Here is a 12,773-nt window from a genome sequence, read left to right as displayed (position 1 = left end):
GCAGTCAGAAATTTAAGGGGTGCTGTCACAAGCTGAGATTATACCCAATGAACCTGGAACAGATAATGCTGTTTAGGGATACTATTTTTAATGAACCATTAAAAATTAAAAAATTAGTAGTGATTGATTTCCGGAGATTACATCATTATTAATTCTTCATTGTTAATTCTTTTCGCCCCTTTTATTCCAATAAATTTTAACAAACAAAAATTTAAAAGAATGAAAGGTTTACTTTTTTTAGGAGTGTTCACTGCTCCGTTCTATTTTTCACAAACTACAGATTCTGTACAAGTTACAAGCATTCAAGCTGTAGAATTTACCAAACGAACGCCGGTTGCAAAATCAATCATCAATGTCGAAAAAGATCTTGCGGACAAAAATCTAGGTCAGGAATTGCCCATTTTGCTGAAGAACCAAATGTCTGTAATTTCAACTTCCGATGCAGGAAATGGTGTTGGTTACACGGGTTTTAGAATCCGTGGAACAGCCGGAACCAGTATCAATGTGATGCTAAATGGCGTTCCATACAACGATTCAGAATCTCAGGGAACTTTCTTTGTGAATCTTCCGGATCTCACCAGTTCGGCGTCGCAAATTGTAATTCAGCGTGGTGTGGGAACTTCCTCCAACGGTGTTTCTGCTTTTGGTGCAAGCGTGAATGTGATCTCAAAAGACCCAAGTGACACGTTTTCGGTAAAGTCGGATAATTCGTATGGGTCGTTCAATACTTACAAATATTCTGGGGAAATCAATTCTGGGAAATTCTGGAAAAACCGATTGTCTGTGATGGGAAGATACTCGCACATCCATTCCGATGGTTATATAGACAGAGCTTCTTCAAATCTGCATTCGTATAATTTCTCCGCATTGTTTCAAGAAAAAAATACTGAGCTGAGGTTTCTCACTTTTGGAGGTAAGCAAAGAACGTATCAAGCTTGGAACGGAATCAGCAAATCAACTTGGGAAAGCAATCCGAGATTCAATTCCTCCGGTGCGATTTATGATGCCAATTGGGAAAATATTGTTGGGTTTTATGACGGCGAAACGGACAATTACAGACAGAGTCATTATCATTTCTTGTGGAATCAACGTTTTTCAGATCAATGGAAATTGGAAACCACAGCACATTACACAAAAGGAAAAGGTTTTTATGAAAACTATAAGCAAGATGCGAAATTTTCAAAATACAACTTGCCAAATATCATAGAAAATGGAACCGAAGTTGAAAGAACAGATTTCATCAGAAAAAAATGGCTGGACAATGATTTTTATGGCGTGATCTCGACTTTGTATGGTAAGTTGGGGAATCTTGATATTAATGTTGGCGCAATTGCCAATCAGTATTACGGCTGGCATTTTGGAAACGTAACAGGTGTTTTCTTTCCTAATATTAATGAATCCGAATATTACCGAAATCGCTCTCTGAAAAATGAAGTATCCGGTTTTGCAAAAGCAATCTATAAATTGAATAGATTCGAATTCTTTGGAGATTTACAATTGAGAAACATCGATTACGATACCAAAATTTTGCAACAAGGTGATGATGAAGGTGTGGATCTCCACCGCAAATGGACATTCTTCAATCCGAAAGCTGGAATTAATTATAACTTAGGAAATGGGAAAGTTTTCCTTTCTTATGCCAACGCTCACCGTGAACCCAACAGAGATGATCTTTTCGCCAATCCCGATACAAAACCCGAAACCTTACACGACTTCGAAGCTGGATTTGAACAGCAGGTTGGGAAAGTAGCTTTTACGGCGAATGCTTATTATATGTCTTACAAAAATCAATTGGTGTTGAATGGGCAGATTAATAATGTCGGAGAATTCATCCGAACAAACAGCGGAAAAAGTTCTAGAGTTGGTCTTGAGTTTGGCGTTCTGGCAAAGCTTTCGGAGAAGTTGCAATTGTCTGGAAACACAACTTTGAGTTCTAATAAAAATAAAGAATTCATCGCAGAAACAGAAGATGGATTGGTGAATTACGGGAAAACCGATATCTCATTCTCTCCAAATGTAATTGCCAATGGAAACGTTCTTTATTCGCCTTTCAAAAATTTCAATTTGGGAATTACAGCTCAATATGTGGGAAAACAATTTCTGGATAATTCGGGAGATCGCGTGAATCAATTGGAAGATTATGTAGTTCCGGATTTCAATATGTCTTATAAATTGCCTTTCAAAAAAAATGAAGTGATTCTTAGGTTTTTGTTGAATAATTTCACAAATACAAAATATGTGAACAATGGCTACATTTCTGGGGAACCGTTTTACTTTTCACAAGCTGGAATTAACTTCATGTTTGGTGTTTCTTTGAAGTTTTTTTAAAGTTTTTAAGTTGATAATCAGTTGTTTAATTCATTTGGCTGGCTGGTTTTGATTTTTTTCTTTGTTAATTTAAAATTAATATTATTTTTACATTTAGTTAAATTTACTCACGTGAGGAATGTTTAGCTAAATATATATAGACCTTAAAAATTAACAATTATGAGAAAAATTTATTCTCTAGCACTTGCATTGATGGCGGGTGCTACGGCTTTCGGGCAACTTACTCACACCGTAAACAACGGTGAATTCAAAATCACTTACGGTAAAACTGCAGATTGGAGTATCTATGATCCACAGGGTGCGCCAACTATTTACTTGCACGTTTGGTCTTCTCAGACAGATGGCGATAACGACAAAGGAAACTTTGACGATTCTTGGAATAACTCAACTTCTACATTGACTTGGGATGCAACAGAAAATGCGTATGTAGGGACAGTAAATCTTAACACAAAAGTTTTCTCAAACTCTAACAACACAATGCCTGCGGGAACTGTGGTACAAAGAATCGGAATCGTGATGAAGGATCAAAGCAACGGAGCGACTCGTCAATCTGCTGATAAAGATTTAGAAGGACCAACTACACTAACTACAATGGCAGTTGTAGAGGCAAATGGAAAAGCAAAATCTCAAGTAGCTGCAGGTAAACTTTTCACTTCTGCAAAAGGAAATGTAGATCTTACAGTTTTCGACTTCGGTGGAAAAGTCATTAAAACGATGAAAGTAAATGCTACAGGAACTCCAATCGATTTGAACCTAAACCAAAAAGGTTTGTATTTGGTTAAAATTTCTGGAGCAGGCGTTTCAGAAGTTGTGAAATTTGCAAACTAGACCTTAATTATTCATATCAATTTCAAAAGCTTGCTGTAAAAAGCAAGCTTTTTTATTTCCTTTAACATCAAAAAATATGTAGTTTTGTGGCGATGAATTTTGAATATTTTTTATATCAATATCTTCTGAAGCATAATACAGCAGAAGTTCCCGGTTTTGGAGTTTTCGAACTTACGAAGCAATCTGCTAAGATAGATGCGGAGAACTCTATTATTATCCCTCCAAAAGAAACAGTCAGTTTCCAGCACAGAGAAACAGTTTTTGAAAATCATCTGGCAAAATATATTGCCACGGAAACCAATTCCAATCTTTTCGTCGTGCAAACCGATTTGAAAAATGAAGTTGCCAATTGGATTCAAAAATTGCAGCACAATCAGATTTTGAGTTTGGACAATCTTGGTCAGTTTCAATTGGATGAGGATAACAAAATCATTAAAATCAATGATAATAATTCCGATGTTTTCGGTTTTGAAGAAGTGGATTTGCTTCATCTCAAAACTTTAAAATCCAAAAAGATTTTTTCGGAAGATTATAGTTTTAATAAGAATGTGATTTGGACTTTTTTAAGCCTGATTATATTAGGTTCTGCCTCACTTTTTCTATTCGGTAATCAGGAATTAATATTCGGAAAATCATCAAAGATTCCTACAAAAAAAGTAGCGAAAAAAATCGAAAAACCCAAAGTTTTGGTAACACCGAAACAAGATTCTATAAAAACAGACAGTTTAAAACCCACAACCAATGCAGAAGTCCAAAAAAGCAAAAGATAGCCTTACGATAATGACAAATATTGTGCTCCCAAATGAGACCAATTCTTTGAGAAATCTTTTCGGAGGCGAACTCTTGTCAAAAATGGATCGCGCGGCGTCTATCTCTGCCACAAGACATTGCGAAAGACGTGTGGTAACTGCTTCTGTAAATCACGTTTCCTTCAATCATCCGATTCCGGAAGGTGGAATTGTGGTTTTAGAATCCAAAGTTTCCAGAGCATTTTCAACATCGATGGAGATTTATGTAGATGTTTGGTTGGATGATCCTATCAATCAGCGAAAGATTCATACCAACGAGGGGATTTACACTTTCGTAGCGGTGGATGAGTTCAACCGTCCGATTCCAATTCCTCAGCTGGAACCAGAAACAGACGAAGAAGTAGAACGTTTCCACGCCGCGTTGCGAAGAAAAGAATTATCACTGATTCTTTCCGGAAGAATGAAACCAACGGATTCTGTGGAGCTCAAAAAATTGTTCCTCGGAACTGAGTCATAAATTTAAAATATAAAACGGGCTCTTGTCCGTTTTTTTAATTTAAGGTTTTGGATAATCTAATTTCTAAAATCTAATTTCTAAAACCTGCCAAATGAAAATCCTTCAGCTCGATAAAAATCATCCGTTAATTTCTGAACAACTCACTGCAAAAGGTTTTGTGGTAGAGGAAGATCATTCTTCCAGTTACGATGAGGTTTTAGAGAAAATCAAGGATTACGAAGGCATTATCATCAGAAGCCGAATTCCATTAGACAAAAATTTTCTGACCAAATCTTCTCACCTCAAATTCATTGCACGAGTAGGAGCGGGAATGGAAAATATTGATATTGAAACGGCAGAGCAATTAAACATCAAACTTATCAATTCTCCAGAAGGCAACCGAGATTCTGTTGCGGAACACGTTGTGGGAATGTTGCTGATTTTGATGAACCGATTATTCATCGCTTCTAACGAAGTGAAAAATGGAATTTGGAAACGCGAAGAAAATCGGGGTGATGAATTACTGGGGAAAACTTTCGGAATCATTGGCTATGGAAATATGGGAAAAGCGACGGCGAAAAGACTTTCTGGTTTTGGCGTTGAGGTGATTTTTCACGATATTTTACCGAATCTTTCTGACGAATTTGCAACGCAGGTTTCCTTAGAAGAACTTCAAAAAAAATCTGATATTTTAAGTCTTCATATTCCTTTGACGGATGAAACCAATTATTTGATTGATGAAAGTTTCATTTCGAAAATGGCGAAGAATTTCTATTTCGTCAACACAGCTCGAGGTAAAAATCTTAAAACGAAAGATTTAGTAGAAGCAATCGAAAATGGAAAAGTTTTGGGAGCTTGTTTGGATGTTTTGGAATTTGAAAAGCCATCTTTTGAAAATCTGGAAGTAGAAAACCAAGATTTGAAATTTCTATTAGATTCTGAAAAAGTGATTGTTACGCCACATATTGCAGGCTGGACGAGTCAAAGCAAAGAAAAACTTGCTCAAGTGATTGTTGATAAGATTCTCGCAGATTTCAAAAATTAAGTATCCAAAAATTTCTCCACATTTAACAATTCTTAAGAAAATTGGTGTCTTCTAAAGACTCATTTTATGTTAACTTGCGAGCCTTAACGAAGTTTGGATCATAATGAATTTTAGAAAAGTAATCGCTCCGGTTTTAATTGTTTTGTCAATTGTTTCTTGTAAAAAAGACAAAGAATCTACAGAAGAAGTTTACGATTCCAAACTCCCAAACTTCGGAAATGTAAATCTCGAAAAAGTGTTTCCGGCAGAAGATTTGACCTTAGCCAACCAAACTTCAATTTTACCTTTGATCGATAATTACTATCAAAAAGTTTGGGAACAAAGCGATTTAAGCGGTGGAATTCTCATAGCAAAAGGCAACAGAATTCTGTTCGAAAAATACAGAGGATTTGGCAGAGAAAACCAGCAAATGCCAATTGATGAAAACACGCCACTTCACGTAGCGTCTGTCAGCAAAACAATGACGGCAATGGCAGTTCTCAAATTAGTAGAAGCCGGAAAACTGAATCTGGAAGATGATTTGACCAAATTTTTCCCCAAATTTCCTTATCAAAACATCACCGTTTTTAGCTTACTTTCCCAAAGAAGCGGACTTCCAAAATACGAACATTTTGACAAAAGTATTACGCCTGCGCCCGAAGAATTGAAACAGGAATTCCTGACCAATCAAAGCGTTTTGGAAATGCTCATCAAGTACAAACCCGAGTTGGCAAGGATGTCCAACACCGGATTTATGTATTGCAACACCAACTTTGCGCTCTTGGCTCTGATTATCGAAAAAGTGACGGAAACACCTTTCCCTGAGGCGATGCAGGAGATTGTTTTCAAACCTTTGAAGATGAATCATTCCTACATTTTCCAGAAAAAAGACATTCCCACTGCGTCGCAATCCTTCTTCAGCGGTTATAGATTGTATCCATTGGACAATCTCGATTTGATTTATGGAGACAAAAATGTTTACACCACGCCAAGGGATTTGCTCAATTTTTCTGTGGCGATGTTTTCCAAAGATTTCCTGAAGCCAGAACTAGCAAACAAAATCTTCGAACCTTACAGCAACGAGAAAAAAGGAATAAACAATTACGGTCTTGGGTTCCGGATGAAGCAATTCGATAATGGCGAAAAACTGACCTATCACAACGGTTGGTGGCACGGAACCAATTCGGTTTTTGCCCATCTTTTGAAATCGAAAGTCACGATAATTGCCATTGGGAACAAGTATTCTCAGCGCGTTTATTCTGCGTTGGCATTGTCCGGATTGTTTGAAAATTTCCCTTACGAGACGGAGAAATTGAACAAAACATTGAATCCGAAAGGCGCAACTGAAACCGATTCCGCAACTGTGAATTCTGGGGAGTAATAATTTAGCGGGCGCCTATTTCCGCCTTCCACTCCCAATCTTTTTGCCTAGCTTTTCCAGCCACAAAAAAGGATTTCCGCTCAAGTCGGGGCGCAGATTCTGCATAAAATCAACATTCAAAATAAAAATTTAGTTTTGTAATTCTATCGGAAGCTAAAAAGTTGAGATTCTTTCAGAATGACAAATCAACGTAAGAAATGTAAAAATATTTCGCAAAATAATAAATTGATTATCAGAACTTTAATAATTATTGAAGTTCTTTTTTTATTTTTGATGTAATAAAAGTGAAACTACAGATGTCTTACTTTTAAACAACCAAGAAATACGAGGTTTCAAAACCAAAAACTTTGAACCTCAAAACATTAAACTGAATCTATGACTCAAGAAAACTTTAAAGAAACCGTATATATTCTCAAGGATGAGATGTATCGTTTCGCCAAAAAGTTTTTGATGAGCGCAGACGAAGCGGAAGATGTGGTAATGGATTTGATGATGAAGTTTTGGCAAAAGAAAGACGAGCTATCAATCATCGAAAACGTGAAAAGTTTTGCAATGAGAAGTGTCAAAAACGAATGCCTCAACCGACTGAAACACCACGAAGTAAAATTAGGATTTGCAAGCCAGACGAGACATCGGTCCGAGCTTTATCAAATCGAAACAAACAATATGAAAGAGCAGATTTTGGGATTCATCTCCCAACTGCCCGAGAAACAAAAAATGGTCATTCACCTGAAAGATGTAGAGGAATATGAAATCTCAGAAATCGGAGAAATGCTGGATATGGAAGACAACGCCGTCCGAATCAACCTGATGAGAGCCAGACAAAAAGTGAAAGAATCTATTAACAAACTTTATGCGTATGAAAACCGACAGATACAAGGATTGGGAATCTAAATTCTTCGAAGGCGAGGAATTGACGCCAGAAGAAGAATTGTTCCTGAAAAATGAAAGCGATAATCTATATTTCTCTTTTCTGAAAGAAGAGAAACAGGAGAAACTAGACATCAGCTTCGAGGATTTCTTAAACAAAGCGACAAAGCAAAATGTGACAGAAGAACATAAAATAGTGGCACTTCCAGTTGCGAAAAAGAAATCTTACCAACAATATTGGATGGCCGCAAGTTTGGTTTTATTGATGGGAATCAGCGGATTTTGGATTTTTAATAATCCAGAAAATGTAGAACCACAAATTGCAAATGTTGTAGAAACACCAAAACCAATTGAAGAGCCGAAAGCTTCTCCAGCAGAAGATGTTACAGCACAACAACCGGCTTTAGCTCAACAAAATGTACAGCCTGAGAAAGAAAAAATTGAGAAAAAAACTGTTTTTGGAAAGCAGGAATCAAAAGCGCAGTTCGCGTCTCATCAACCAAAACAAAAAGATGAAAATCTTAATCAAAATAAAGTAAACTCCGATTCAGATTACAATCCGAATTACGTCATCATCAACGGAAAACCAATCTACAACGAGCAGGAGGCGATTGCTGTGGCAGAGGATACTTTTAATTATTTCGCAAGTAACGTTACCCAAACCATAAATCAAGCGGAATCTGCACAAAATCAAACGGTTGATTTTTACAAGATTCTTAATTTTTAACACCAAACAAATAATGAATTGCTATCGTAGAATATTCGATAAATCAGTACTTAATAAGTAGCAAATCATTAATTAAATTTTAATATCAATTATGAAAAAAATATCATTATTAATCGTATTATTTCTCCTGTCCACCAATATTTTCGGACAAACGGAGGAACTTAATAAGCTCTTTGATAGATATCAGGACACGGAAGGTGTGACCTCTATCAAGATTGCAAAACCGATGTTCAAATTGTTGAATAATCTTAAAATCGACAATGAAGAACTTGGGAAAATCCAACCACTTTTAGGAAAAGTGAATGGGCTGAAAATGCTGGTTCTTGAGAAATCTGGAACTTCAAAAAATCCAAATTTGAATGAAGGAAAGATTGAAAAGGAAATTGCTAATTCTCTCAAAAATATGAAATATGAGGAATTGGTTACTGTGAACAATCGTGATGCTAAAATCAAATTTATGACTCAGGATATCACTGCGAATGTGATGGATAATTTGATTCTCAACATTATGTCAGAAGATAGTTCTGTGCTGATGATGCTGGATGGCAAAATCTCTATGGACGATGTGAGCAAACTGATGGAAGAAACTCAGACAAAAACTTCTGTAAACCCAGTTTCAACGATTAAATCTGATAACACTAATCTGGTAAGTGTGAGAAATGTTCCCGCTTTCACGGGAATTGAAGCTTCGACTGGCGTTTCTGTAGATTTCACGCAAAGCAACAATCAAAGTGTGACCGTGAATGTGGATTCGGACAAACAGCAATACGTCATCACCGAAGTGGAAAATGGAATTTTGAAAATCTTCATCCGAAACAAAGGTGTGAAAAACCTGAATATCAATAATCTGAAAGTGGCCGTTTCTGGTCCAAAATTATCAAGATTGACGACAAAATCCGGCGCTTCTTTCAAAGCGGTGACGCCTATCAACGAAAGTAGTTTTGTGGCAAGTTGCAACTCGGGATCATTGGTTTCCGGAACTTTCAAAATCGCTACCAATACTGCTTTGGAAATAGAATCTGGCTCCAGCGTAAAAATGAATCTTGATACCAAATCTTTGGCTCTGGATGCGAGTAGCGGAAGTTCTTTGAAATTATCTGGAACTGCCAATACAAGCGTCATCAGCGCGAGCAGTGGAAGTTCGGTTTCTGCAGGTGATTTTGTGACAAAATCTACAGTTGTGGATGCGTCTTCGGGATCCAGTGTGAAAATCAACACCACGGAAAGCATTACTGCAAGTGCAAGTTCTGCCGCTTCTATCCAGTACAAAGGAAATCCTTCCAAAGTGACCAAGTCTGCCCAGGAAGTGACGGGCGCAAGTATCTCACCAATCAATTAAAACTAAAGAATTATGTTACGATTTTTATACATTATTATTTTGACGATTGTCGGTTTTTTTCTACAGTCGTGTATGGTTTCTCATAAAAAAGTTCACACCGATTTCTTTGACAATCCGGGATTCAAAAACAGTTCGACTTTTATAAGCATCAACGTTCCGACTTTTCTTGCAAGATCTTATGTGAAAAAAGCTTTGCGTGAAGATAATGAGAGCCAAGAAGTGATAGATCTGGTAAAGAAAGTGAAAGATGTGAAAGTGCTGATCGTTGGAGATTCTAAAACGCCTATTAGAACTGAATTTCAGAAATATCTGAACAAAAATAATTACGAAGAATGGATGTCTATAAAGCAAGAAGGCAATCTCATCAGCCTCAATGCACAGCAATCTTCGGACATCATCAAACGAATGATTATCACGGTGAGAGCAGAAAATGACGAAACGATCTTTGTGGACGTTAAGGGAAAATTTTCGCCAGATGATATTTCAAAATTGATGAATGCTACAGAGAAAAATCAAATCAAAATCAATAGAAATTAATTTTTCACCAAGCCACTATTTATTAGTGGTTTTTGTGGTTTTGAGAATTCGTTCCTTTCCGTGTTGCACGATTTTTTTGATTAAATCTAATGGAACATCTTCCTCCAAAGGAATTTGAATTGCGCCTTTCGAAGTTTTATAATTTGATAATTCTTTTTCGTAGAAGGTAATAGCTTCTGGACCAGGATAGATTCCGATATGATTTTTGTAGGACGCAAAGTGAATCAGATTTTTCTTGTGGAAAATGAAAGTCGGCATCGCATATTTGATACATTCTTCAACCTCCGGAATTTCTTTCTTGATATCAATTCTGATTTGTTCTAATTTCTCAATCACATCCTCATTGAAGTGAGAAAAATAATCCTCAAAAGTTTTGTAAGTTTCCATCAGAATTTGACTTTGGTGATTTTGTCGTGAGATTTCAAATAGAGTGGAAGTGCAGCAGAACCATACCATTTGTAAATTTCCACATCGAAGATTCCTGATTTTACAGAAGGATCTGTCAGAACCAAACTTTCCGCTTCTTCTTTGGTTTTCGCATCCAGAATAAAAATCCCGCTGTAATCACTTTGATTTTTCTCCGCCATTGGTCCAGCGACAATCAGTTTTCCATCTTTTGCCAGTTTGTTGATGTTGTCCATATGACCTTTCATCAATTCTGATTTCTTGGCTTTGTCCGTGATTTCAGCTTTTCCTTTTTTGAGAATGACAAGATAATAGGATTTCATTCCATATTGGTCTGCTCCAAGAGAATCTGCCAGTTTTTGATTAAAATCTTTATTCTGAGCATTTGCGAACGAAGAAAATATAACTAAAGAAAGAATTGCAAACAGTGATTTCATTTGTTTAAGTTTATTCCAAATTTAGAATAAAAAATGACATCTCAAATTCGCATAAGACAATTATCTTCGGAATCTGAAATATTCTGATAATTCGTGTTTTTTTCCTTTGAGAAAATCAGAAGCCATTTCCATCCCGATAACAGAAAAAGTAATCCCATTTCCGCCAAAACCTAAAACAAAATAAGCACTCGGAAATTCTGGATGTTCACCGATGTAAGGCAGTCCATCTTTGGTTTCACCGAAAGTTCCTGCCCAGACAAAATCTGTGCGGAAATCATTTTTAGGTAAATATTTGTCCAATTTTTTAACCAGCTTTTGTTCCTTTTCGTGAAGTAAAGAATCTCGTTTTTTTGCATTCACAAATTCCTCATCTTCACCACCGATCAAAACCCGATTGTCATCAGTCGTTCTCATATAAATGTAAGGTTCGGCCGTATTCCAAACCAAAAGGTCATTCAATTCTTTGTGGTTTTTCTCGTTTTGTTCACCGACAATCGCATAAGTTGACAATAGATTTACAAATTTGTCTTTGATGATTTCTGTACTTTCGAAACCATTGCAGAAAATCACTTTCTTGGCTTTGATTTTATTTCCAAATTCTGTGGTTGCAGTCACTCCATTTTTTTTATAATCGAATTTAATGATGTCGGTCTTATCAAAAACTTGCAAACCTTTTTTATGATTGTAATTCAGAATATCGTGCGCCAGGCAAAAAGCATCGATGCTTCCGCCTTGTTCGGAAAGGATTCCGCCAAACGTATTTTCGATTTTAAATGTCTTGCTGATTTCCTCAGACGAAAGCCATTTCACAGGAAACTTCGCCGATTTTCTGGCTTCGAATTCCTTTTTCAAATCCGCAACATCCTTTTTGAAAGCTGCAAAATAAAGGGATTGTTTTTTCCTAAAACCACATTCTGATTTCACTTCTTTAGCAATTTTCTGCAAATCATTAATAGAATCATAACAAGCCCAATAAGATTTCTCCGCACCTTCTTTCCCAATCATTTCTGAGAGTTCGAAAAGCGGAATATCAATCTCATATTGCAGCATTGATGTTGTAGCACTCGTACTTCCGTTCCCGATTTCTCGTCGGTCAACTAAAACAGTTTTGAAGCCGTCTTTTATCATTTGATGTGCAAGAAAAGAACCGGTAATTCCACCACCGATGATTAGAATTTCAGTTTCGATGTTTTCTCTGAGCGAAGGATAAGAATGTTTGATGCCGTCTTTTACAAGCCAGAATGGTTCGGGAGATTTGAGTTTCATAAATTAATATTTGATTCTGATGCTTGTAATCAAAAAGCAAACCGAGAATTTTTGGAATCAAAAAACCGCAGAGATTTCTGCGGTTTTGGATTTTTTTCGTTAATGAATCTTATCGAGATCCAGGCTTTCCAAAATCATTTATTGAATTGACTTCCACTTTTGTTGTTTCTATTGTCTTTTTCGATTCTTCTGTATTTCTACTGATATCACTTGGTGGATATTGGCTCATTTGTTGAGGCTTACAAGAGTTTAATAATGAAACGCAGGATATTATTGAAATGATTGTAATTAATTTGTTCATTTTTTGTTATTTTTTACAAATATAAATTTCCTTTTTAGAAAATAATTATTTTAAGAAAACTTTATATTTTTATGAAAACAAACTA

14 protein-coding genes are annotated in these 12,773 nt (G+C 36.3%); 10 read left to right on the top strand and 4 right to left on the bottom strand.

Annotation, left to right across the window (positions count from 1 at the left end; all coding sequences use genetic code 11):
- Positions 1-219 precede the first annotated feature (219 nt).
- The 10 genes from B0I22_RS08365 to B0I22_RS08320 all read left to right on the top strand — a co-directional run bounded on the left by B0I22_RS08365 (position 220) and on the right by B0I22_RS08320 (position 10,279).
- Entirely contained in the window at positions 220-2,328 is a 2,109-nt protein-coding gene (locus tag B0I22_RS08365; protein WP_133944208.1) for a TonB-dependent receptor, read from the top strand.
- Between the two features lie 159 nt (positions 2,329-2,487).
- Positions 2,488-3,156, top strand: coding sequence for a T9SS type A sorting domain-containing protein (locus tag B0I22_RS08360; protein ID WP_133944207.1), 669 nt, complete (start codon positions 2,488-2,490; stop codon positions 3,154-3,156).
- Between the two features lie 92 nt (positions 3,157-3,248).
- Positions 3,249-3,926 carry an HU domain-containing protein gene (locus tag B0I22_RS08355; RefSeq protein WP_133944206.1) on the top strand — a complete coding sequence of 226 codons (678 nt, stop codon included), beginning with the start codon at positions 3,249-3,251 and terminating at the stop codon, positions 3,924-3,926.
- A complete protein-coding gene (locus B0I22_RS08350) occupies positions 3,898-4,422 on the top strand; it encodes an acyl-CoA thioesterase (protein WP_133944205.1) in 525 nt (174 codons plus the stop codon). Before B0I22_RS08355 ends, B0I22_RS08350 begins: the two co-directional genes overlap by 29 nt.
- Before the next feature lie 91 nt (positions 4,423-4,513).
- A complete protein-coding gene (locus B0I22_RS08345; protein WP_133944204.1) occupies positions 4,514-5,446 on the top strand; it encodes a 2-hydroxyacid dehydrogenase in 933 nt (310 codons plus the stop codon).
- A gap of 103 nt (positions 5,447-5,549) precedes the next feature.
- Positions 5,550-6,806 carry a serine hydrolase domain-containing protein gene (locus B0I22_RS08340; protein ID WP_133944203.1) on the top strand — a complete coding sequence of 419 codons (1,257 nt, stop codon included), beginning with the start codon at positions 5,550-5,552 and terminating at the stop codon, positions 6,804-6,806.
- Positions 6,807-7,181: 375 nt separating this feature from the next.
- Positions 7,182-7,700, top strand: a complete 519-nt coding sequence (locus tag B0I22_RS08335; RefSeq protein ID WP_133944202.1) for an RNA polymerase sigma factor — start codon at positions 7,182-7,184, stop codon at positions 7,698-7,700.
- Entirely contained in the window at positions 7,666-8,403 is a 738-nt protein-coding gene (locus B0I22_RS08330) for a hypothetical protein (RefSeq protein WP_133944201.1), read from the top strand. The genes B0I22_RS08335 and B0I22_RS08330 overlap by 35 nt, the downstream gene beginning before the upstream one ends.
- A 91-nt stretch (positions 8,404-8,494) precedes the next feature.
- Positions 8,495-9,742, top strand: a complete 1,248-nt coding sequence (locus tag B0I22_RS08325) for a DUF4252 domain-containing protein (protein ID WP_133944200.1) — start codon at positions 8,495-8,497, stop codon at positions 9,740-9,742.
- Positions 9,743-9,754: 12 nt separating this feature from the next.
- A complete protein-coding gene (locus B0I22_RS08320) occupies positions 9,755-10,279 on the top strand; it encodes a DUF4252 domain-containing protein (protein ID WP_133944199.1) in 525 nt (174 codons plus the stop codon).
- A gap of 15 nt (positions 10,280-10,294) precedes the next feature.
- Here the strand turns inward: B0I22_RS08320 and B0I22_RS08315 are convergent, their stop codons facing one another.
- From B0I22_RS08315 to B0I22_RS16245, 4 genes are all read right to left on the bottom strand, one after another.
- A complete protein-coding gene (locus B0I22_RS08315; RefSeq protein ID WP_133944198.1) occupies positions 10,295-10,666 on the bottom strand; it encodes an iron chaperone in 372 nt (123 codons plus the stop codon).
- A complete protein-coding gene (locus tag B0I22_RS08310) occupies positions 10,666-11,121 on the bottom strand; it encodes a YciI family protein (protein WP_133944197.1) in 456 nt (151 codons plus the stop codon). The genes B0I22_RS08315 and B0I22_RS08310 overlap by 1 nt, the downstream gene beginning before the upstream one ends.
- 60 nt (positions 11,122-11,181) lie before the next feature.
- Entirely contained in the window at positions 11,182-12,387 is a 1,206-nt protein-coding gene (locus B0I22_RS08305) for an NAD(P)/FAD-dependent oxidoreductase (RefSeq protein WP_133944196.1), read from the bottom strand.
- A gap of 109 nt (positions 12,388-12,496) precedes the next feature.
- Complete coding sequence (locus B0I22_RS16245) at positions 12,497-12,688, bottom strand: hypothetical protein (protein ID WP_221411226.1); 192 nt, start codon at positions 12,686-12,688, stop codon at positions 12,497-12,499.
- Between the last annotated feature and the right edge of the window lie 85 nt (positions 12,689-12,773).

This window comes from Epilithonimonas xixisoli, assembly GCF_004365655.1.
Lineage (GTDB): Bacteria > Bacteroidota > Bacteroidia > Flavobacteriales > Weeksellaceae > Epilithonimonas > Epilithonimonas xixisoli.
The sequence above is the reverse complement of the archived record's forward strand: the minus strand, read 5'-3'. Positions and strand labels throughout refer to the sequence as shown.